The following is a 20,778-nucleotide window of genomic DNA, read 5'->3' as shown; positions in this document are numbered from 1 at the left end:
GCATGCGGGCATACGGGCATGAGAGCTCCGCGGCGTCGCCGCTACGACCGGACGCTCTCCACGGCGGCGGCCAGCAGCGCCACCAGCTCGTCGATGACGGGGGAGCGGGTGCCGGGTCTGCTCACGGCGAGGATCTCCCGGTACAGCGGCGCGGCCCCGGGCGGCAGAATCACCCGTTCGACCCCGGATCCCTCCGGTCCCGCGCCGAGGAGCGTGGCCGGGACGAGGCCCACCGCGAGGCCGGCCCGGATCATGGCGAGCATGCTGTGCAGGTCCTCGGTCTCCAGCGTCACCCGGGGCGCGATCCCCAGCTCTCCCGCCCAGCGGTGCAGCAGGCGCCGGTCGGCGTTGTGCGCGTGGCCCGAGATCCACGCCCGCTCCAGGCACTCGGCCAGCTCCGGCGGGCGTCGACGCCCCGGCTCGGCGGCCGCGACCAGCACCAGCGGCTCACGCCCCAGGGCGGTGACGGTCCACGCCTCGGAACGGCCCGGCGGGTCCTCGGGCAGGTAGCGGTAGGCGATGAGCAGGTCCATGTCCCCCGACTTCACCCGCGGCAGGCCCTCATGGGTCTCCACGTCGATGAGACGGAGGCGCGGTCCCAGGCGGCGGGCCCTGAGCGTGGTCAGGACGTCCGGGAGCAGGTGGCTCATCGCGCTGGGGTAGGTCCCGACCCGCAGTTCGGCGATCTCGCGCTGCGCGATGCCCGCGGCGGCGTCCTGGAACCGCGCCGTCGCGTCGAAGAGCGTCTCCGTCGCCTGCGCCAGGGAGCGGCCGGCCGCGGTCAGGATCAGCCGGCTGCCGGGACGGCGGACGATGAGCTCCACGCCCAGGTCGCGCTCCAGCGCCGCGATGTGCTGGGACACCGCCGAGGGGACGTAGCCGAGCGCCGTCGCGGCCCCGGCCATCGAGCCCTGACGCACCACGGCCAGGAAGGTGGCCAGGAGCTTCAGATCGGGCTGGGACTTCATGAGACATGAACTTTCTCTTCGGAATCCCTCACTTTACGTGCCACCAGGCCGGTGCCAGAGTCGGAGTCCAGGCACCCCGCACCAGGCACGCCGCCGAGAGAAAGCCGAGGCCATGGCCATCGACCTCCCCGCCCTCCGCGCCCACTTCCCCTCCCTGGAGACGGGCCTCGCCTACTTCGACGGGCCGGGCGGAACGCAGACTCCCCGCCCCGTCGCCGACGCCATCGCCACGACGCTGACCGGCCCCCTGTCCAACCGGGGGTCCGTCAGCCCGTCCGAGCGGAACGCCGAACGCGTCGTCGCGGAGTTCCGCGCCGCCTACGCCGACCTGCTCCACATGCCCGCGAACGGCATCGTCCACGGACGCAGCGCCACCCAGCTCACCTACGACTTCTCACGCCACCTGGCCAAGGACTGGACCGCGGGCGACGAGATCGTCGTCAGCCGTCTGGACCACGACTCCAACGTCCGGCCGTGGATCCAGGCGGCCGAGCGCGCCGGTGCGACGGTCCGCTGGATCGAGATCGACGCGGAGACGACGGAGCTGGACCTCGGCTCCTTCGAGCGGGCCCTGTCGTCCCGCACCCGGCTGGTCGCGCTCACGGCGGCCTCCAACGTGCTCGGCACCGAGCCGCCCGTACGCAAGATCGCCGACCGCGCCCACGAAGCCGGCGCCCTGGTGTACGTGGACGGCGTCCACTACGCCGCGCACCACCTCGTGGACGTGCCCGCCCTCGGAGCGGACCTGTTCGTCTCCTCGCCGTACAAGTACCTCGGACCGCACTGCGGAGTGCTCGCCGCGGCGCCCGAGTTCCTCGAAACCCTCCGCCCGGACAAGCTGGTGCCCTCCACCGACGTCGTGCCGGAGCGATTCGAGTTCGGCACGCTTCCCTACGAGATCCTGGCGGGCGCCACCGCGGCCGTCGACTTCCTGGCCGCCATGGACCCGGGCACCGAGACCTCGCGCAGGGAGCGGCTGGCACACTCCCTGGACGCCCTGCACGAGCACGAACTGACGCTGCGCGCACGCCTGGAGGAGGGACTGCGGGCCCTGGGCGACGCCGTCACCGTGCATTCGAAGGCTCCCGACCGCACCCCGACCCTCCTGATGTCCCTCGCGGGGCGCGACGCGCGCGAGGCCCAGATCCACCTCGCCGCGCGGGACGTGGTGGCACCGGCCGGATCGTTCTACGCGTACGAGCCCTTCACCGCGCTGAAGTTCGAGGACCCGGCCCTTCGGGTGGGCCTGGCGCCGTACAACACCGCCGACGAGGTCGACCGGCTCCTCGACGGCCTCGCCGACTTCCTCTGAGGGACCGGAGGCCCGGTGGGCGGCTCTGTTGCCCCGGCGCCCGACGCGCAGCAGATGTGCTGAAGGACCATGCCGGCCGCACGAGGTGTGGTCGGTGACCACATGGGGCGATGGGGGAGGTCTGCCTACAGTCGCACCATGACCCCGCGCTTCGCAGCCCCCGCCCCCGCCCTGGATCTCGGCGGCCGTACCGCCCTCGTCACCGGTGCGGCCGGCGGCATCGGCCGCGCCTGCGCCCTGCGGCTGGCGGCGGCGGGGGCCAAGGTGCGCGCGGTCGACCGTGACGCCGAGGGGCTGGACCGGCTCGCCGAGAGCGCGGCCGGCCTGCCCGGCACGGTCGAAGCACGCCTCCTGGACCTGACCGACCTGGAGGCCGCCGAACAGGCCGCCGCGGGGACCGACGTCCTGGTCAACAATGCCGGGCTGCAACGGGTGAGCCCCCTGGAGGACTTCCCGCCGGACGTCTTCCACACCGTCCTCACCGTCATGCTGGAGGCACCGTTCCGGCTCATCCGCGGCGCTCTTCCCCACATGTACGGGCAGGGCTGGGGCCGCATCGTCAACGTGTCCTCCGTCCACGGGCTGCGCGCCTCGGCCTACAAATCGGCGTACGTGGCCGCCAAACACGGACTGGAAGGCCTGTCCAAGACCGCCGCCCTCGAAGGCGCGCCGCACGGGGTGACCTCCAACTGCGTCAACCCCGCCTACGTCCGCACGCCCCTGGTCGAGCGGCAGCTCGCCGACCAGGCACGGGCCCACGGCATTCCGGAGGAACGGGTCCTGGCCGAGGTCATGCTCCGGGACAGCGCCGTCAAGCGCCTCATCGAACCGGAGGAGGTCGCCGAGGCCGTCGCCTACCTCTGCGGCCCGCACGCGTCCTTCGTGACCGGCACCTCGCTGATCCTCGACGGCGGCTGGTCCGCGCACTGAACGGGCAGGCGTCGCCGGCGCCCGGGCTCGGTGCACGGGGCTGACGGCACGGCCCGGTCATGAGGAATCCTGTGACCATGTCCCGCGATCATGTCGAACCGGCCGACCGTTCCGTGAGCGATGCCGAGGCCCCGGCGGAAACCGCCGCGCCGGCCGAGGCCACCGCCCACGACGACACCGACTCGGCGCACGACGACACGGACGCGCCGTTTCTCGAACTGCTCGCCCGAGACGCGCCGGCCGAGGCCTACGAGCGGCCCGTGCTGCTCGCCCGCGCCGAGGGGCGGCCCGCCGGACGGATCGCGGCGCTGGAGCGGGCCAAGTCGGCGGCGCTGCGGGTGCGGGCGGAGCTGGAGGGCCGACGCCGCCGGGAGGCGGAGCTGTCCGCGCTGTTCGAGACTGCCCACGACCTGGCGGGCCTGCGCGACGTCGACGCCGTCCTGCGCGCGATCGTGCAACGGGCCCGCTCACTGCTCGGCACCGACATCGCCTACCTGAGCCTGCACGACCCGGCCAGGGGGGACACCTACATGCGGGTCACCGAAGGCTCCGTCGCCGCCCGCTTCCAGCAGCTGCGCCTGGGCATGGGCGAGGGACTGGGCGGCCTCGTCGCCCAGACGGCCCGCCCGTACGTCACCGACGACTACTTCCGCGACGACCGCTTCCGGCACACGACGACCATCGACGCGGGCGTGCACGACGAGGGCCTGGTGGCCATCCTCGGCGTACCCCTGACCCTGGGCAAGAACGTCATCGGCGTGCTGTTCGCCGCCGACCGGCGCGCCCGGGTCTTCGAGCGGGAGCAGATCGCGCTGCTCGGCTCCTTCGCAGCGCTCGCCGCGGCCGCCATCGACACCGCCAACCTGCTCACCGAGACCCGATCGGCCCTGGCGGACCTGGAGCGCGCCAACGAGATCATCCGGGACCGCAGCGGCGTCATCGAGCGCGCTTCCGACGTCCACGACCGGCTGGCGGAGCTGGTCCTGCGCGGGGGAGGCGTGCACGACGTGGCCGCGGCCGTCTCCGAGGTCCTCGACGGAACGGTGGAGTTCACCGAGACCGCGCCACCCGCGGCCGTACAGGCGTCGAGGGCCGAGGGCCACGCCGTACGGCACCGGGACGACTGGATCGCCGCCGTGGCCGCGGGCGGGGAACTGCTCGGCGCGCTCGTCCTGCGTGGCCATCCCGGGGTGGACCCCGTCGACCAGCGCACGCTGGAGCGGGCCGCGATGGTGACGTCCCTGCTGCTCCTGGCCCGGCGGTCCGCCGTCGAGGCCGAACAGCGGGTGCGCGGCGAACTCCTGGACGACCTGCTCGACGCCCGCGATCGCGACGCGCGCCTCTTGCGCGAGCGGGCCGCCCGGCTGGACGCCGACCTCGACGCCACTCATGTCGTGCTCGCGGCCCGCCTCGACGCCGCCGCGTCCGACGCCGACCAGGAGGCGGCCGCCCGCACCCGGCTGTGGTCCGCGGCCTCCCACCTCGCCGCGACCCGGCACGGCCTGGCCGCCGCCCGTGACGGGGGGACCGTGATGCTGCTGCCCCTGGAACCCGGGTCGACCGCCGCGGACGTGGCCCGCCGCACCGCCCGTCACCTCGGTACCGCCGTCCACGAGGCGGTCACCGTCGGGGCCTCCGCCGCCGTACGGGGACTCGTCGCCGACCGGCGCGCGGCGGCCGCCGCGTACGAGGAGGCCCGGCGCTGCCTCGACGCCCTGCGGCTGCTGGGCCGTTCGGGCGACGGGGCGGCCGCCGAGGACTTCGGATTCCTGGGGCTGCTCCTCGCCGGCGACCGGGACGTGACGGGCTTCGTGGAGCGCACCATCGGCCGGGTCGTCGTCTACGACGAACAGCGGGGCACGGATCTGCTGCGCACCCTCGACGCGTACTTCGCCAGCGGTATGAGCCCGGTGCGCACCAAAGACGAACTCCACGTGCACGTCAATACCGTGGCCCAGCGGCTGGACCGCGTCGCCCAGCTCCTCGGCGACGACTGGAACACTCCCGCCCGCGTCCTGGAGGTGCAACTTGCCCTGAGACTGCACCGGTTGGCGGCCCCGGCACAGCATTGATCCCCCGTACGCGAGCGGAGCGTACGGGGGACCGGCGGGCGCGGTGCGCCCCGTGCGGGGGGACGGGGGATCAGACGACCCGGGCGTCCGCCGTCGGCGTCGGCGCCGGCGCGCGGTCGGCATCCGCGGCGGGAGCGACGTCGGCCAGGTCACGGTGGCGGGTCTCCTTGGCCACGCCCACGGCGAGGACCGTCAGCACCACCGCGCCGATCACGTACAGGGCGATCGGCGTGGAGCTGTCGTAGTCGGCCAGCAGCGCCGTGGCGATGAGCGGCGCCGGGGCGCCCGCCGCGACGGAGGCGAACTGGGCGCCGATGGAGGCGCCGGAGTACCGCATCCGGGTCGCGAACATCTCGGAGAAGAAGGCGGCCTGGGGCGCGTACATCGCCCCGTGCAGCACCAGACCCACGGTCACGGCGAGGACGAGACTGCCGAAGCGGCCGGTGTCGACGAGCGAGAAGAACGGGAACATCCACAGCCCGACCCCGACCGCGCCCAGCAGATACACCGGGCGCCGCCCGATCCGGTCGGAGAGGGCACCCCACGCCGGGATCACCGCGAAGTGCACGGCCGAGCCGATGAGGACGGCGTTGAGCGCGGTCTGCTTCGAGACACCGGCCGAGGTCGTCGCGTAGACGAGGATGAAGGCGGTGATGACGTAGTAGGAGATGTTCTCCGCCATGCGCGCCCCCATCGCGACCAGGATGTCCCGCCAGTGGTGCCGCAGCACGGACACCAGCGGCGGCTGCTCGCTGTCCTTCGCCCGCTCCGCCTTCCTGGCTTCGGCCTGGGCCAGGGCCTGCCGGAACACGGGTGATTCGTCGACGGACAGACGGATCCACAGACCCACGCCCACCAGGACACCGGAGAGCAGGAACGGGATCCGCCATCCCCAGGCGCCGAACGCGGCTTCCGACAGCACGGCGGTCAGCAGGGACAGCACGCCGGTCGCCAGCAACTGCCCCGCAGGCGCCCCGGTCTGCGGCCACGAGGCCCAGAACCCGCGCCGCCGCGCGTCCCCGTGCTCGGACACCAGGAGCACCGCTCCGCCCCACTCACCGCCCAGCGCGAAGCCCTGCACCAGACGCAGCACGGTCAGCAGCACCGGTGCGGCCGCCCCGATGCTCGCGTGCGTCGGCAGCAGCCCGATCGCGAACGTGGCCCCGCCCATCAGCAGCAGACTCAGCACCAGCAGCTTCTTACGGCCGAGCCGGTCACCGTAGTGTCCGAAGACCAGCGCGCCCAGCGGCCGTGCGGCGAATCCGACGGCGTACGTGAGGAACGACAGCAGCGTGCCGACGAGCGGGTCGGAGCCGGGGAAGAACAGTTCGTTGAAGACGAGCGCGGCGGCGGAGCCGTAGAGGAAGAAGTCGTACCACTCGATGGTGGTGCCGATGAGGCTGGCGGCGACGATGCGCTTGAGGTTGTTCGGGGCCGGTGGAGCGGTTGCGGGCGACGACATCGGCACCACTTCCTGGGGTGTGACGGGGACGTTTGCGTGTCGCCACACCGTAGGAATCCGCAGGTCAGGCGCACATGTGGCGGGGCAACATAGTTCGGTGGTTGGCTATGCGTGCGGCCACCATGCCGACTCATGGAAAGGCGGTTCAGGGGATCGATGGTGGTCGAAACGGGTGCCGTCCGGGACGCGTAGGTCAGGGTGATTTGATGGTGCGGTGCTGACTTCCGTGCTGACTTGGTGCTGACTACACTCCGTTGAGCTCGGACATCTTGGGGCTGATCGGCTCAGGGCCGTTGCGCGGTAGGCGACCTGACTGATAGGCCGACCCGGCTTTGCCGCTCGGCTCTGCGGGCACGGACAAAGGGCTGCGGTGTGGTGCGCGTTCGTCCCAGCAGATTCTTCGTCTCCTGGTGGTATAGCAGCCGAACCTCTACTGACCTGGGAAAACGTCGTTCAGCAGGGTTCCTTGGAGGAAGTTGGTCCGGGAATGGTCCGGATCTTGGTGCGCGCTGGCCCGCGCGGCAGGCATTGGGCAGGATCGAGAAGCGGTGGGAGCGACGGGGAACCGGGAGGGGGCTCCCCGTGGGTGGGGCCTGCCTTATCGGCTATGGCCGGTGGTCGTCGCAGAGCCATCCGGCGGGATAGAAGCGCGCGGACGCCCCGCATGGCTGTACCCCGGCCCCGCACCTGCCCCGGTAGGCGATCGGCAGTGCCCCGTCACCGTAGGCCCTGTGGTCGGTACGGCCTCAGGCTGGCGAGGTGCCGGGATGTAGGGGAGCGGCGCTGCCTCGTGGTCGGGCGCGGCCGCCGGCCGGACGCGGCACATTGGGTCGCCATCCTCCATGGGGCGCCGGACCTGCCATTGCCTTGGTATGACGGCGGGCGGTTCGCCCGATGTCGCGTCGAGGTACGCAGTGTGATCGGCAGCGGGGGTCCAGAATTCGAACGCTCTCCGCTTCACCTTTACGATCGCTCGCACACCTTTACGATCGCTCGCACGTAAAGCCCGGAGGCCGCATCTCGGATGAACTCGTCGAAGGGGCGTTCCGCAGGTTGTGCGGTCGGATGCCAGCCACCGCACTTCCCGGTCCGCTTCTTCGGGCACGTTCCTGGGAACCGCTCGTCGCACTTGGCGAGCTTGATGCGCCGGATACCACCTCGGAACGGGATAGGGGAGTCCCGCTTCGTGATCAGCTCCAGGGGAACCCGGTCAGTACGCAACCACGGCACCGTAGTGTCCCGCGCCTGATTTACCCACGCTCGGCAGTTAGGCCTGGTCGAGCACCTGGCTGACGGCCCGGCCGTGGAGATCCTTGCCGACGCCGGCTACCAGGGCCTGGGCGCCCAGACCGGCGGCAGCATGGTGACACCACCGCACCGTAAGTTCAAGAAGAACCCGCCGGAGTGGTACGAGGAAATCTACGAGCGCCAGCGCAAGGCGCACTCTTCACGCCGGATCCGGGTCGAGCACGGCATCGCACACCTCAAGAACTGGCGGGCACTCGCTCTCCATCACGGCCGACGCGAGCACCTGAGCGACACAGTCCAAGCCATCGCCGGACTGTTTCACAGCAGCAGACCGCCACCCGCGGGGTCCGTCAGCCACAGTGACCACCGGGCCGATCTGCACCTTTTGATGCGTCACCGTCAAGGCTGCCCGGCCAGTAGACCCGAGCGACACCGCCAGGACAGGCGCTAAGGACTCGCAGAGAATCAAGGTGTTGCTTCCCGTGATTCGGCTCGTTGTTGTGATACGAGCGTCTCCGATGAGGTTCGTAGTCAACTCACCGTGAAGTTCGGGGTGTTGTTCCCGCACCTCGATGAGCGGCGGCGACGGGCCGGTGTTTCCGGCGATACGCGTGCGTTGGTGGAGCTTGCCTTGTGTAGAGAGCGAAGCGGTGACTGTCAGCCGGGGCCCCTATGGGTTTCGTCAAGCTGATGGGGCGGGCTGTGGGTCGTAGAAGGTGCCGTCGCGGAGCATCGCGAAGAGCACGTCGGCTCGGCGTCTTGCGAGGCAGAGGAGGGCTTGGGTGTGGTGCTTTCCCGGGCTGATCTTCTTGTCGTAGTAGGTCCGGGAGACCGGGTCGGCCAGAGCCGCGAACGCGTACAGGAAGAAGGCCCGCTTGAGCTGCTTGTTCCGCGCCGGGACGGTTGTTCGCCGCGGATCGAGGAGCCAGAGCTGCGGGTTGTGGGGGCGAGGAGGGTGGTTCTCCAGCAGTTCCTTGATCCGAGTGGCCAAGAGTTTCCGCTGGCTAAGAACCGCTCGGAGCGAGTTGGTGAGGCTGGGGACGATCAGAGCGGCTGCGTCGGTGCCTGGGACGACGACGGTCTGTTCGTCCAGCGCGGTGAAGATGTCCTCGACGAGCCGTTCGGCCATCCAGGGCGCCTTCGGGTGTATCAATGCAATGATCCGCTGGCGTCCGGCTTTGCGGATCTGGGCCGGGGAGCCGAACTGGTCGAGGAGCTTGAGCACGGCTGGGTGTCGGACGCGCGGGCCCAGGACCCGTTCCAGCGACGGGTGGATCTGCGTCAGCAGGCCCTGCAGGCGGTTGCTGATGCGTGTTGCTTCTCCGGCCAGGTCGTCGTCGAAGCCGACGATCATCTCCAGCTCGGCGATGGTCTCGTCCTCGAGGTCGACCGAGCGGAGCGTGTGAGGCATGACGCGGGCCGCGTCCGCGATGACGAACGCGTCCCGGGCATCTTGTTTTGGCCTCGCCGGGATAGAGGTCGGCGATCCGCCTCATCGTCAGGCCGGGTAGGTTGGCGACCTGGCAGCCCATGTCCCGGGCCACCGCCAGCGGCAGAGCCCCGATCGAGGCCGGCTGGTCGACGACCACAAGCACGGTCCCGTGCTTGGCCTGCAGTTTGCCGAACACTTCGCGGAGCTTCGGCTGGCTGTTGGGCAGCCGCTTGTCGAAGGCCTTCTTCTCGGCCGGGGTGACGGCGGTGGCGTGATGTTCGCCCTTGCCGACGTCCAGGCCGAGGAATACGCCGATGTCACTGACGTCGATCACGTACGTCATTCGGTCGTCCTCGTCCGGCCGTCCCACGGCACCGATCGCCACATCCAACATTACGAAGAGCCTCCCGACCTGCGAAGAAGCCGGGGGTCATGCCCCTAATCAGCGGTCTATCGATGCCTTCGGAGCCGGTGACACCACCCCCCAAGACATGCGATCGACAGTGGGAGAAGTCATGCCAACTCCGAAGGCCGGGCACCCCATTGCGGGGCTGCCAAGAAGGTAATGGGGGAGCGACTTGCCCTGGCAGCTGCCTCTGCCGGTGATGTCCGCGCATTGGCGGAGCTTGCTTTGCGTAGTGAGCGAAGCGGTGACCATCGGCACGCGGAACAATTGGCCCAGCGGATCGCCGAATGCGGCAGTACCGAAACGCTGACCGACCTTGCCTGGAGGAGAAGCCGTTCCGATACCGCCGATGCGGAGCGTCTAAACCGGCAGGCTGCCGATGCGGCTGGCGCGTGGGGCGAGCGAGCGGGAGAACTTCACGCCGTTGACCTTTGGCCTCATGGGCTTGAGCCGAATGGCAGGCGTTCCGTTTCGTGGTGAACAGTCTGCGCTGCGTCCCGCATCCCGTGACGAGGCCAAGGAGTCATACTCTCGTTTTCTCCCTGCTCGCGTGGCTTCCCGTGGGTCGCGCCCAACATGCTGTCGACCAGCCTCCGCCGAGAATACGGCGCCTCTCGTGGGCGGATTTTCTCCAGTCGCAACCTCCCCGGCGCCGAGCGATGATGTACTCATCAGCCCCATGAGCCCCACGTCAAGAGGGGGCGTGCCGCGTGTCCGAGCCATTCAGTATGTCTGCATTGGGAATGCTGGCACTCAGCGAAGGCATCAGATTCCTCTACACCCAAGCGGGAGACGTCCTGCGGCAGTGGCACCGGCGCCGCGACGCGAGGCAGCCGTCTGGGGAGGAGGGCCCCGATCTGGTGCCCCCCGAGGACCAGGGATTGCTGGCGAGCCGCCTCACACCGGCACGCATGGACCGCGACGCGATGGCGCAGGTGAGCGACCAGCTGAGTGCGTTGCGTCAGGAGCTCACGGAGTATGCCGACGGCATAAGGCCGGTCAGCCCCGACAATGTGAAGTTGCTGGCAGCTGCGGACGGACTGCGGAATCTCCTGGAGATGGTCTGGCAGCAGCCGATCACGTTCCGTGGTGAGCAGCGGTCGGTGACAGGCCCCTTTGTGGTCTCGAGGCTCCGGGTGGACGAGGTCATGGGAAGAGCCACCGGTGTTAGCGTCGACGCCGCCGAGGCGGGAACAGTCGAGTCCCAGACAGAGGCAGGAACGGTAGGGGAAAGCGGCACACTCGAGGGGGTCCGGATAGGCACCCTCGGCCGTGCCCCGGACCAACGGCCTCAGGAGCCCGCCCGGGAGCCCGGGAACGACGTGGTAGATCGCGATGGCCGGCCTTCCCGCCCCTGACTTCTCCGGCTATATCGAGGACCGTGCTGGCGGGTTCGTCGGTCGGCGGTGGGTGTTCAGCGCCATCGAGGACTGGCTCGGTCGGCCGGAGGGTCCGCGCGTTCTTCTGCTAACCGGAAGTCCCGGCAGTGGCAAGACCGCTGTGTGTGCGAGGCTCTGCCTCGCCGCGGTCGGCACGGCCGGGCCGCGCGGTGAGAAGGTCGCGAGCGCCTTCCATTTCTGTCGGGCCCGAGACCGCTACTGGACGGACCCGTTCGTCTTCGCCGGATCGCTGGCGACTCAGCTCGCAAACAAGTATCCGGCATTCCTCGAACATCTGCCGGTCGATCACGATCAGGGAAACATCAATATCCAGGTCAGGCAGGACGTCCGGTCCGTGAAGGGCGGGCAGGTCGTCGGTGTCGTCGTCCAGGTGAGTGGACCGTCCCCCGACAGCACGTTCATGCACGCCGTCCGGGGGCCGCTGGAGGCGATGTTCGCGCAGGGCCGCCAGAAGCCGGTTGTCCTGATCGTCGACGCACTCGACGAGGCGTTGCAGTACGGGGGCCCGACAAGCATCGTCCAGTTGCTGGCGGACATGGAGCACCTTCCGTGCGGTGTCCGGATGATCCTCTCCACCCGCCCGGACGACCGGGTGCTCAACCGCTTTCACGACGCTCAGGTCATCGCCCTGTCGAGTGGTGAGCACAGGAGCGACAACGACCGGGACATCAAGGAGTTCGTCGAGGAGCAGCTACGGCAGGACGCAGCGCTCATGGCTGCCCGTGACGGGCTTCCGCCGTCCGTGAGGCAGCAGTGGGTGTCGGAGGTCGTTCATCGCGCCGGAGGCAACTTCCAGTACGTCTCGCTGCTTACGCGGTCGATCTCCTCCGGCGCTCGTGTGATGGCTGACTTTGCGGGCCTGCCGGAGGGTCTCGACGAGCTCTACCACGACACCGTCTCTCGAGTGGTCGATCTGGGCGGCAAGCGATGGGATTCCGACTACGCTCCGTTGCTGGGCCTCCTCTCGGTGGCGCAGGAACCCATGACACCGCGCCAGCTCGGCCGATTCACTGGAGCGTCCGCTTCCTCGGCGTGGAGTTCACTCCGGGACCTCGGCCAGTTTCTGGAGAATGTGGCCGATGACTCTCATGGCGAGGAGCCCAGGTATCGGCTGTTCCACCAGTCTCTCGCCGACTTCCTGGAGCGGCCTCAGCTGGTACAGCCGGGGCATACGCTCTACAACCGTTTCCACCTGCCGTCGCAGGAATGGCATGAGCATCTCGTCCGGTTCTACGGCATGGGGGTCGCTGACTGGGGGAGCGCGGACTGGGAGAGGATGGACGATTACGGGCTGTTCCACGTCGTCGATCACCTGCATGCCCTGCGCAGCGAGGACAGCCACCGCGCGGCCCTGTACGAAGTGATCAACCAGCGTTACCGGTCGGCTCTGCACCACCGTCTCCACAGCGACGACAAGTTCCTTCAGGACGTCGAGCTCGCCATCGCCGCTGCGGAGGGCGAGCTGATGGTGGGCGCACCGCGCGTTCTCGCGTACAGCGTCGGGCAGGCGTGCGTGCGGGAGCAGGGGTCCGCGGTACCGTTGCCGCTGCTCGTGCTCCTGTTCCGTGCGGGCAGGCGGGAGGAGGCCCTCGCCCGGCTGCGAAGCCTTTCGTACGGCGGGGGCACACGGAGGCGGGACAGCCCGCGGGGGGACGGCCCGCAGGGGGAGGGCGGAACACCGGACGAGGTCGAGGGGCTGATCGAGTTCGCGAAGGTGTGTCGGCTGGAGCACGATGTGGCGACGGCACGCGAGCTGATCGAGCGTGCACTGAGCACCTCGATCGAGGTCTTCGAGGAAGATGACCGGCTCCAGGCGATCCGGGCAGCCGTTCGAGGGTGCTCGGTCGTCGATGAGGATGCGACGTGGGTGGTAGCCGCCCTGCAGCCGGTCGTTGATGCCGTCCGAGCCCTCACCCACGACGCCATGCGTGTCGACGGGTTGATCGAATGTGCCACAGCCCTGGGGTCGGCCGGACCGCGGCAGGCGGCGGAGCTGGCCGAGGAGGCCGAAGAACTCAGCCGCCGGATCGGCCGGAGGCGGGGTGGTTCGGCGATCGAAGTGGCCCGGCTGTGGAACAGGCTCGGGCGTGCCGACCGGCAGCGGAGTCTCATCCTGGAAGCACTCGAATGGCCGGGCAAGGACGACAGGGGCGAGGTGCAGGACACCTCCGTCACGTTCTCGTTGCTGCTCCTCGCCGGCCGAACGCAGGACGCCTCAAGGCTTCTTGACAGGCTTGGCGATCCAGCAACGCTCTTCTTCTTCGAGGACTACCTCGACTCCAGGGAGGCCCTGGAACGGACTTGGGACATTCTGCGGCGAGAGCCGGCCGGCTACGGGCGTTCCGTGGCCGAGTCCGCAGTGCTCCGCCGCATGGCGGAAACCGGCTCCGCCCGCCAAGCACTCGCGTTGCTGCCCGACTTGGAGGCTGAGCTGCCGGACCAGGAGGCCGGGCTCGCCGACCGACTTGCCGTCCGCCTGGCCGTCGCCGAGGAGTGCCGTGCCACCGACCCGGAGCAAGCCAGGAGACTCGTCTCCGAAGCGCTTGAGCTGCACGAACGGTGGAGTGAGCAGGCACGGGTCGACGCGGCAGAAGGACTGGCCACCTCGATACAGTTCACCGAGAAGGTACTGCTCCGACTTGCTGCGGTGGCAGCCTCGCTCCATGACCCCTCGTGGTCGTCGGCAGCGCTGGACGACGTTCTGGCCATCATGCTGGGACAGGTTCCGGTCTCAGCGCTACTCGGCCTCACCGCAGATGTATGGGAGGTCCAGGCGAAGTCAGCGGTGGCAGCCGGGTTCGCGGAGATCGGCAACGAGGAGCGGGCGAGCGCGCTCGTCACTGAGGCCCTCACCGACGCCGACCGCATCAGTTCCACCAGGGCGAGGCGGGAAGGCCTTGCGGCAGCGGCGGAAACCCTGACCCCATTCCATGACCGCCCCTGGGCTCAGGCAGCTGCCCGCCGGCTGCTGGACCTGCGGGTCGTACGACCCGGCCAGGCAGAGATCGCAGCCTGGTCAGCCCTCGCCCGCGAGGCCAACCAACTGCCGGAGGAGGTGCCGCTGACCCAGGACGTTGCCGCGCGGCTCATCGTGATCATGCGTGAGATCAGGTCGGCTTGGGACCTGCCGCACTACCGGCGCGATCTGCGCCTGCGGGAGGATCTGGACTTCCACGCCTGGTATGCCGTCGACGGCGCTTTGGACCTCCTGCCCGCGCTCTCAAGCGACGAGACTGCGGAGGTGATTGAGGAGTCCTGGGCCCTGGTGGCCCGCACCGAGGACCCCGTCGGGCGCCGAGCCATGATCGAACGGCTTGTGTCCGTCTCGGCGCCCGAGGAGCCCGGCGGGCCCCTGGTGGATCGCATGAGGCTGCCCTGGGACCGAGTGGTGATGCTTGCGGCGTCCGCAGCGCTCCACGCTGATCAGCGAACTGCCGAGCAGGCGGCGAACGAGCTCACGGAGGCACTGGACCAGGCCCGGCAGCTGTCGTGGGCCGACGACCTGGAGTCAGCCTTGGCAGCAGTGGTCGAGGCCGTGCCCGCGGACGCGGAGATTGCCGGCGGCTGGCTCGTCGAGGTCCTGATGCAGGTCCGAGGCCACGACTGGCCAGCCTGGCTATCCGAACGCATACTCGGATCGGCCTTCGACCTGTTGGACACCGCCCACGGCGACGAGGCACATGAATCGGTGCGGGCCGCGATGGAGACAGCGCGTGGCATCCGCGACAAGTCGGCGGCGGCACACTTCTGGTGCCTGGCGGCGGAGTGTCTGGACATGATCGGAGACCAGGCCGCTGCGGAGGAAGCCTGTGCACGTGCGCTGCGAGCGGTGACCGCGGCGGATCCGGATTCCCGTGGGACCGCTGTCGCCGCGCTGGTCCGTGCGCTCGCTGGCTCCGCGATCGAGACACGGATGGTGGCTCTGGCCGATGATCCTGAATATGTGACGATCCGAACGGAGCTGATCGACGAGCTCGCACGTACGCGTGAGGCGAAACCGCCGGCGATGGAGCAGCTGCGCAACACCCTTGTCGAGGACGACCGCACCAGCGACTTCGAAGCCTGGGCCGGTGAGGTGGCGCGCCTGACCGAAGAGATCTTGGACTCGGCTCCGCCCGGGGACCGCCTCCACCTCGTCGAGGAGATCGGGGAACACCTGTCGTCCTGCCTCGGTGAGCAGCAGCTCCGCGAAGTGCTGGCCGCGATCGCCGGCCGGCTCATGCGTCCCGGCGCGGCCGCAACCGCTGACCAGGACGTCGGCGTCGGCGGCATCCTGCCGCTGGCCGTCCCCTTCGTCCGGATGTGCAGGAATCTGATCCTTGACCTGGAGGAAGACCAGCAGCCGCAGGCAAGCCTGCACGCACTGGGGAGAATCACCGCAGACTGGGCGGACGACGGGTATGGCACCGTCGAAGCGCGCATCCCGGGGTGGCTCGAACAGATGGCCGAGGAGATCTCGGTGCTCGGAGAGGTTGCGGAGAAGGCACTTGATGGCAAGTACTACGAGTGCTGCACGGACGCCGTGCTGTCGATCCTGGCCCGAGAAGAGTCGGTGTTCACGGTCGGGGACCTCGGATTGCGGGCCGAACTGGAGCCCCATCCCGAGCTGTTCAGGGCTCTGCGCACCGCTGCTCTCGTGCTGGGCCGTGTGATCCCGAAGCTGATCCCGATCGGTGAACTGGATGCCGCTGAGGCGTGGACGTCGGGTGTCGTCCACAACCCCGGACGTGCGTACGTCCAGGCGGTTCTGGAGCACGTCCTGCGCGCACATCGCCTCACGGACACCGCGGACAGGACACTCGACGCCGCTGTTCTCAACCTCGAGGAAGCAGGGCCTGCGGCATGGGCGGTCGCGTCGGCGGAGGTCGCAGCGGCCCTCGTTGTCCAGACCCGACTGGCGGAGGCCTTCCGCCTGGCCGACGAGCAGCAGGAGCCGGAGGATCGCAACCACGTACTGGATGCGATAGCGGAGGCGCAACTCGCAGCCGGAGACCCGGACGAAGCCCTCTCCACGCTCGCTCTTCTGCAGGCTGTCTACGCTCCCATCGTGACCTCGACCACCGATGTCGTCTCGCACACCGCGGCGATGCATGCAACAGAGGCGCTGGCCCGTCGCGGTGAATTCGAGCGTGCCGCCGAGGTGATCGTCCACCTCAGCGACCCCTGGGCGTTCCCCGAGCGGGACCGAGCACTCCACACGTTCGGTGAATGCCTGGCAGAGCTGGTCGGCCACACGGACGCCGTCTCCGTTGCCGACGCGCTCTTCGGGGCTCTGCGCCAGGCCCGCTACGTTGACCGCGAACAGATACTCGCCTGGGTCACCGCTGCGGCTCCCGTCATCCGGGCAGCCGGTGCCGGTGCGCTGGTCGAGACCTGGCAGCGCCTACGAGAGACCGAGGAATGGGCCTATGCCGGCTCACTCCCGAAGCCTGGCGTCGTTCATCCGGTTCGGACGCACGTTTCATAGTTGCCTGCCGGGAGCAGCACCATCGCGTCGCGGCGCTGTGCGGGCCATACTGGCAACTCCTCGTCCAGGTCGGCCATCAGGCCTCGCATCATGAGCTCGCCCGACACCGAGTGTGGCATTCGTACAGAAGAACCGTCTGGCAGCCAGTTGATGCGTGCCGGAACGTCTGTTGGGTGATCGACGTGCCGACGCCGGAGGCCATCGCGGTACGCACCGGTGGGCGGGCGGTGCCTCGTCGGCCGGCGGTTCCCCGACTGAGACGGCCAGCCGGGGCAGCCGGAGCAGAAGCCGATCGGTGTGTACTGCATCCAGAGGCTCTGCGAGCCCGCGGCGTCACGCCTGATGACCGTCTGCGAACGCTCCAGCGCCGCGCACGCGTCATTGAGCGCGCCCAGCAGACTGGCACTCTGCGCCCGGCGTCACCCGCGCGGACCTGGTTGGTCGGCGCGACCCGGTGCAGTTTTTGCCATGGAGGAACGCTACGGATCCGGACAGTGTGTTCTCCGGCAGAAGGTGCGAGCGTCGAGCGGGCGACAGGTCGCTGTGAATTTGGGAGCCAGCTACGGCCTGTGACCATCAGCAAATACGAAGGTTCCCTGCCCTGAACTGCATCGAGTCCTCTGTTCGATGCCCAACCAGCAGGCCAGAGTTCCGGTGCTGGTTCTGTGCTGACTTCCAGCTCGCCGATGAGGCAAAACGGCAGGTCCTAGCTCTGATCGAATGAGTTGTCGTACCACTCGATGGTGGTGCCGATGGGACTGGCGGCGACGATGCGCTTGAGGTTGGTGGGGGGTGGGGGAGCGGTTGATGCCGAGGCCATGTGCGCATTCCTCGTGTGCGATGGGGACGGATACGTGTGGCACACCGTAGGAAGACGCAGGTCAGGGGCACATGTGGCGGGACGACACAGTTCGGGGGTCGGCTATCCGCGTGGCCACCATGCCGACGCGCGACAGGGCGGTTCAGGGGCTCGAAGGTGGCCGAGACGCGTGCTGTCCGTGACGCGTCGTTCCGGGCGATCCGACGGTACGGTGCTGACTCCCGTCACCGGGTGTGGTGCGGACTCTGGTGGCTGCGGATACTGGTCCCCGGCGCCGAGCATTCGTCCACGAAGCGGTCGTCACCATGGAAGCGGGCGGTGATGTGCGAGCCCCGGGTGCCGCCGTCACGGTCGCCCTCTGCGGACGCGGGGAGCACGAGCCGCCGTGCCCCCTCGCGCCCCACCACACCACCGCGGAGCGCTCCGGCGACGACGTATGCCTACGGGTGCTCTTCGTCGCCGACCCCGCGGACGAGGCCGAGGTCCGCGGGCGGATCGAAGCAGCCCTTTCCCGGGCCCGCCTCGACGGCCCGGACGGCGTCACCACCCACTGGCGGCCGCGCAGAGCCCGGCCCGGCCTCGCCCGCCAGGACGAGACGGCCCACGCCGAACGACTCACCCTGACCTGAGACACACCCCGCCCCAGAAACGGACAAACCTTCCCTGTTTCCTTCCCCCGCGACAGGCTCCTCGATCGTCATCCACCGCCCCGCTGTCCGGTGCTGTGCCGGCCCGGCGCGATCACCGGCGCCGCCGCCGATGTGAACTCTGCTTCGATCGAGGCGGGTTGGCGCCTGTCCGCTCCTCTCCGACCCGGCTCACCGCTCCACTTCGCGGGAGAGGGCGGACACTGGGAGGGGAGTACGGGAGGCGACGATGCTGACGGACGACGTGCGCGCATACCTGGGCAAGACCCTGTTCGATCGGGTGGCGGGCCCCGACGGGCCGGCGGTCCGCGCGCGCATCCACGGCACGCCTGGCCCGCGCTGGTTCGGCCCCGAGCGTCCGATCCGGACGGTGCACGGCGACGCCTCGATGTTCATCGGCGGGATCAGCGCCCTGTTGCTGCAGTCGTTGCACCCGCTGGCCATGGCCGCGGTCGCCGCCCACTCGGGGTACCGCGGCGACCCGTGGGGGCGGTTGCAGCGCACCAGCACGTTCCTGGCCGTGACGACCTTCGGCACCGCCGAGGACGCCCGGCGGGCGGTCGACCAGGTCCGCGGAATCCACGAGCGCATCCGGGGCAGGACGGCGGAGGGGCTGGAGTACCACGCGGCCGATCCGCACCTGCTCGGGTGGGTGCACGCGGCCCAGACGGAGAGCTTCCTGCGCGCCCACCAGCGCTACGGGGCCCGGCCCCTCGACGCCGCCGGTTACGACGGCTACGTCGCCGACGCCGCCCGGGTCGCCGAGGCCCTGGGCGTGCTCGACCCGCCCGTCGACCTGCGTGGACTCTCCGAGCGCCTCGCCGCCTACCGGCCCGAGCTGCGGGCCACCGCGCAGGCCCGCGCCGCCGCACGCTTCGTGCTGCTGCGGCCACCCCTGCCCCTCGCGGCACGGCCGTTCTACGGCGGACTCGCCGCGAACGCCGTCGCACTGCTCCCGCCCTGGGCCCGGGCCATGCTCCGGCTGCCCCGTCTCCCCGTCGTCGAGGACATCGCCGTACGCCCCGCCGGTCACGTCCTCACCAGAACCATCCGCTGGGCCATGACCCCACCACCACCGCGCACGGACTGACCACGCAGCCCTGCGGGCCGGTCCGGCGGACCGTGGTGCTGTTCGCGCCGCCCTACGTGTTCGGGCGCGTGCCGGTGATGTCGTCACCGAAGGCGGCGGCCAGAGCCTTGGCGATCAGGTCCGGCAGCGCGGTGCGTCCGTCGTCCTCGGCCCAGCGGACGAGGGCGGTGTGCAGGGCGGCCAGGCAGGCGCCGGCCGCCGCCCGGGTGGGGAAGACCGCGTCGGGGTCGGTGGTGTCGCCGCCGACGGCGTCCACGATGGCCTGCTGGAGGGCGTAGTGGTTGTCCAGGTGCCGCGCCCGTAGGGCGGGCGTGGAGATCATGAGCCGGAGGCGGGCGAGCAGGAACCGCTCGTTCGCCGTGGGGTCGCTTCCGGGGCCGCCGTCGGTCAGGGTCGCGGCCGAGTCGATGAGCGCCGTGCCGATGCGGCGGACCAGGGGCTGCGCGGCGGACGACGCGGCGATCCGCTCGGCGACGAGGCGGCCGTTCCGGTCGGCGAGCACGAGGTCTTCCTTGGTGGGGAAATGCCGGTACACGGTCATGGGCGAGACGCCCGCCGCCTCGGCGACGTCGGTCACGGTGGTGGCGTCGTAACCGCGCTCGGTGAAGAGCCGTACGGCGTGGGCCTGAATCGTGCGCTGCGTGTCGGCTCGTCGCTGGGCTCGCAGTGTTGAGTGCTGGTCGGGCATGTGGTAGACCCTACCGGAGCGGTAGTCACTACCAGATTGGTAGTGACTAACGAGACGGGGTGGCGGGGATGAGTGATCTGACCGGCAGGACGGCACTGGTGACCGGAGCGTCGCGCGGCATCGGGCAGGCCGTGGCGGCCCGGCTGGCGGGCCGGGGGGCCATGGTCATCGTGCATTTCGGCACGGACGAGGACGGTGCGGCGGCCACGGTCGACGCGATCGCGCGTGACGGGGGAACCGCGCTCGCCGTCGGGGCGGAACTCGGCGTGGACGACGACGTCGAGACGCTCTTCGAGGGAGTCGAGGCGGGTCTGGCCGGGCGGCCGCTCGACATCCTCGTCAACAACGCGGCGGCTGCGCCCGCCGGCCCGCTGGGAGTCACGACGCGGGCGGAGTTCGACCACCTCTTCGCGGTGAACGTGCGCGCCCCGTACTTCATCATCCAGCGGGCCCTGCCCTTGCTCCGCGAGGGTGGCCGCATCGTCACCCTCTCGTCCGTGGCGACCCGGATGGCCAACCCCGCGCAAACGTCCTTCGCCATGACGAAGGGCGCGGTCGAGACGATGAGCTTGACCCTGGCCAACCAGCTCGGGGCCCGAGGGATCACGGTGAACGCGGTCGCGCCCGGCGCCACTCGGACAGCGACCAACGGAGCGTCCTTCGAAGCGCCGGGCCTGGCCGAACTCATCGCCGGATCCACGGCGCTCGGCCGGCTGGGTGGGCCCGCCGACGTCGCCGACGTGGTCGCGTTCCTCGCCTCCGACGCGGCGCGCTGGATCACCGGGCAGGTCATCGACGCGAGCGGGGGCTTGTTCCTGGGACCCCGGGCCTGATCG

The 20,778-nt window shown here is 69.9% G+C and carries 12 protein-coding genes and 1 pseudogene; 9 read left to right on the top strand and 4 right to left on the bottom strand.

The window, feature by feature from the left end:
• Nucleotides 1-41: 41 nt before the first annotated feature.
• Nucleotides 42-968 (bottom strand): LysR family transcriptional regulator, encoded by a 927-nt coding sequence (locus IE275_RS10550; RefSeq protein ID WP_189710133.1) that lies wholly within the window; start codon nt 966-968, stop codon nt 42-44.
• A 112-nt stretch (nt 969-1,080) separates the two neighbouring features.
• Here IE275_RS10550 and IE275_RS10545 point away from each other — a divergent pair, with 112 nt between their 5' ends.
• From IE275_RS10545 to IE275_RS10535, 3 genes are all read left to right on the top strand, one after another.
• Nucleotides 1,081-2,280 (top strand): cysteine desulfurase-like protein, encoded by a 1,200-nt coding sequence (locus IE275_RS10545; protein WP_189710131.1) that lies wholly within the window; start codon nt 1,081-1,083, stop codon nt 2,278-2,280.
• Nucleotides 2,281-2,418: 138 nt separating this feature from the next.
• Nucleotides 2,419-3,210: a 3-hydroxybutyrate dehydrogenase gene (locus tag IE275_RS10540; protein ID WP_189710129.1), complete on the top strand. Its 792-nt coding sequence runs from the start codon at nt 2,419-2,421 to the stop codon at nt 3,208-3,210.
• Between the two features lie 77 nt (nt 3,211-3,287).
• Nucleotides 3,288-5,282, top strand: coding sequence for a helix-turn-helix domain-containing protein (locus tag IE275_RS10535; RefSeq protein WP_189710127.1), 1,995 nt, complete (start codon nt 3,288-3,290; stop codon nt 5,280-5,282).
• Nucleotides 5,283-5,352: 70 nt separating this feature from the next.
• On the opposite strand, the gene IE275_RS10530 is transcribed toward IE275_RS10535, so the two are convergent.
• Nucleotides 5,353-6,744: an MFS transporter gene (locus IE275_RS10530; RefSeq protein ID WP_189710125.1), complete on the bottom strand. Its 1,392-nt coding sequence runs from the start codon at nt 6,742-6,744 to the stop codon at nt 5,353-5,355.
• Nucleotides 6,745-8,017: 1,273 nt separating this feature from the next.
• On the opposite strand from IE275_RS10530, the gene IE275_RS10525 reads away from it, so the two are divergent.
• Nucleotides 8,018-8,443 (top strand): transposase family protein, encoded by a 426-nt coding sequence (locus tag IE275_RS10525; protein WP_268255262.1) that lies wholly within the window; start codon nt 8,018-8,020, stop codon nt 8,441-8,443.
• A 231-nt stretch (nt 8,444-8,674) separates the two neighbouring features.
• Here IE275_RS10525 and IE275_RS10520 read toward each other — a convergent pair.
• A pseudogene (locus IE275_RS10520) lies at nt 8,675-9,722 on the bottom strand (IS110 family transposase).
• Nucleotides 9,723-10,741: 1,019 nt separating this feature from the next.
• Here IE275_RS10520 and IE275_RS10515 point away from each other — a divergent pair.
• From IE275_RS10515 to IE275_RS10500, 4 genes are all read left to right on the top strand, one after another.
• Entirely contained in the window at nt 10,742-11,188 is a 447-nt protein-coding gene (locus tag IE275_RS10515; RefSeq protein ID WP_189710123.1) for a hypothetical protein, read from the top strand.
• Nucleotides 11,166-16,697 (top strand): P-loop domain-containing protein, encoded by a 5,532-nt coding sequence (locus tag IE275_RS10510; RefSeq protein WP_189710121.1) that lies wholly within the window; start codon nt 11,166-11,168, stop codon nt 16,695-16,697. The genes IE275_RS10515 and IE275_RS10510 overlap by 23 nt, the downstream gene beginning before the upstream one ends.
• A 1,143-nt stretch (nt 16,698-17,840) precedes the next feature.
• Nucleotides 17,841-18,146: a hypothetical protein gene (locus tag IE275_RS10505; RefSeq protein WP_229870187.1), complete on the top strand. Its 306-nt coding sequence runs from the start codon at nt 17,841-17,843 to the stop codon at nt 18,144-18,146.
• A 247-nt stretch (nt 18,147-18,393) separates the two neighbouring features.
• The gene (locus IE275_RS10500) at nt 18,394-19,254 is read left to right on the top strand and encodes an oxygenase MpaB family protein (RefSeq protein ID WP_189710117.1); all 861 of its coding nucleotides are present in this window, start codon (nt 18,394-18,396) and stop codon (nt 19,252-19,254) included.
• 52 nt (nt 19,255-19,306) lie between these two features.
• Here the strand turns inward: IE275_RS10500 and IE275_RS10495 are convergent, their stop codons facing one another.
• Nucleotides 19,307-19,942 carry a TetR/AcrR family transcriptional regulator gene (locus IE275_RS10495; RefSeq protein WP_189710115.1) on the bottom strand — a complete coding sequence of 212 codons (636 nt, stop codon included), beginning with the start codon at nt 19,940-19,942 and terminating at the stop codon, nt 19,307-19,309.
• Nucleotides 19,943-20,010: 68 nt separating this feature from the next.
• Here IE275_RS10495 and IE275_RS10490 point away from each other — a divergent pair, with 68 nt between their 5' ends.
• The gene (locus IE275_RS10490; protein WP_189710113.1) at nt 20,011-20,775 is read left to right on the top strand and encodes an SDR family oxidoreductase; all 765 of its coding nucleotides are present in this window, start codon (nt 20,011-20,013) and stop codon (nt 20,773-20,775) included.
• The last annotated feature ends 3 nt before the right edge of the window (nt 20,776-20,778 follow it).

Origin of the sequence: Streptomyces phaeofaciens, from assembly GCF_014648915.1 — a bacterium.
Lineage (GTDB): Bacteria > Actinomycetota > Actinomycetes > Streptomycetales > Streptomycetaceae > Streptomyces > Streptomyces phaeofaciens.
Note: the sequence above shows the minus strand (reverse complement) of the source record. Positions and strands in the feature narration are given on the sequence as shown.

What these genes read in the sequence shown, in the direction of transcription:
- IE275_RS10500 (WP_189710117.1), top strand. Translation starts at nt 18,394, where the DNA reads ATGCTGACGGACGACGTGCGCGCATACCTGGGCAAGACCCTGTTCGAT.
- IE275_RS10490 (WP_189710113.1), top strand. Translation starts at nt 20,011, where the DNA reads ATGAGTGATCTGACCGGCAGGACGGCACTGGTGACCGGAGCGTCGCGC.
- IE275_RS10540 (WP_189710129.1), top strand. Translation starts at nt 2,419, where the DNA reads ATGACCCCGCGCTTCGCAGCCCCCGCCCCCGCCCTGGATCTCGGCGGC.
- IE275_RS10545 (WP_189710131.1), top strand. Translation starts at nt 1,081, where the DNA reads ATGGCCATCGACCTCCCCGCCCTCCGCGCCCACTTCCCCTCCCTGGAG.
- IE275_RS10530 (WP_189710125.1), bottom strand. Translation starts at nt 6,744, where the DNA reads ATGTCGTCGCCCGCAACCGCTCCACCGGCCCCGAACAACCTCAAGCGC.
- IE275_RS10515 (WP_189710123.1), top strand. Translation starts at nt 10,742, where the DNA reads ATGGACCGCGACGCGATGGCGCAGGTGAGCGACCAGCTGAGTGCGTTG.
- IE275_RS10510 (WP_189710121.1), top strand. Translation starts at nt 11,166, where the DNA reads ATGGCCGGCCTTCCCGCCCCTGACTTCTCCGGCTATATCGAGGACCGT.
- IE275_RS10495 (WP_189710115.1), bottom strand. Translation starts at nt 19,942, where the DNA reads ATGCCCGACCAGCACTCAACACTGCGAGCCCAGCGACGAGCCGACACG.
- IE275_RS10550 (WP_189710133.1), bottom strand. Translation starts at nt 968, where the DNA reads ATGAAGTCCCAGCCCGATCTGAAGCTCCTGGCCACCTTCCTGGCCGTG.
- IE275_RS10535 (WP_189710127.1), top strand. Translation starts at nt 3,288, where the DNA reads ATGTCCCGCGATCATGTCGAACCGGCCGACCGTTCCGTGAGCGATGCC.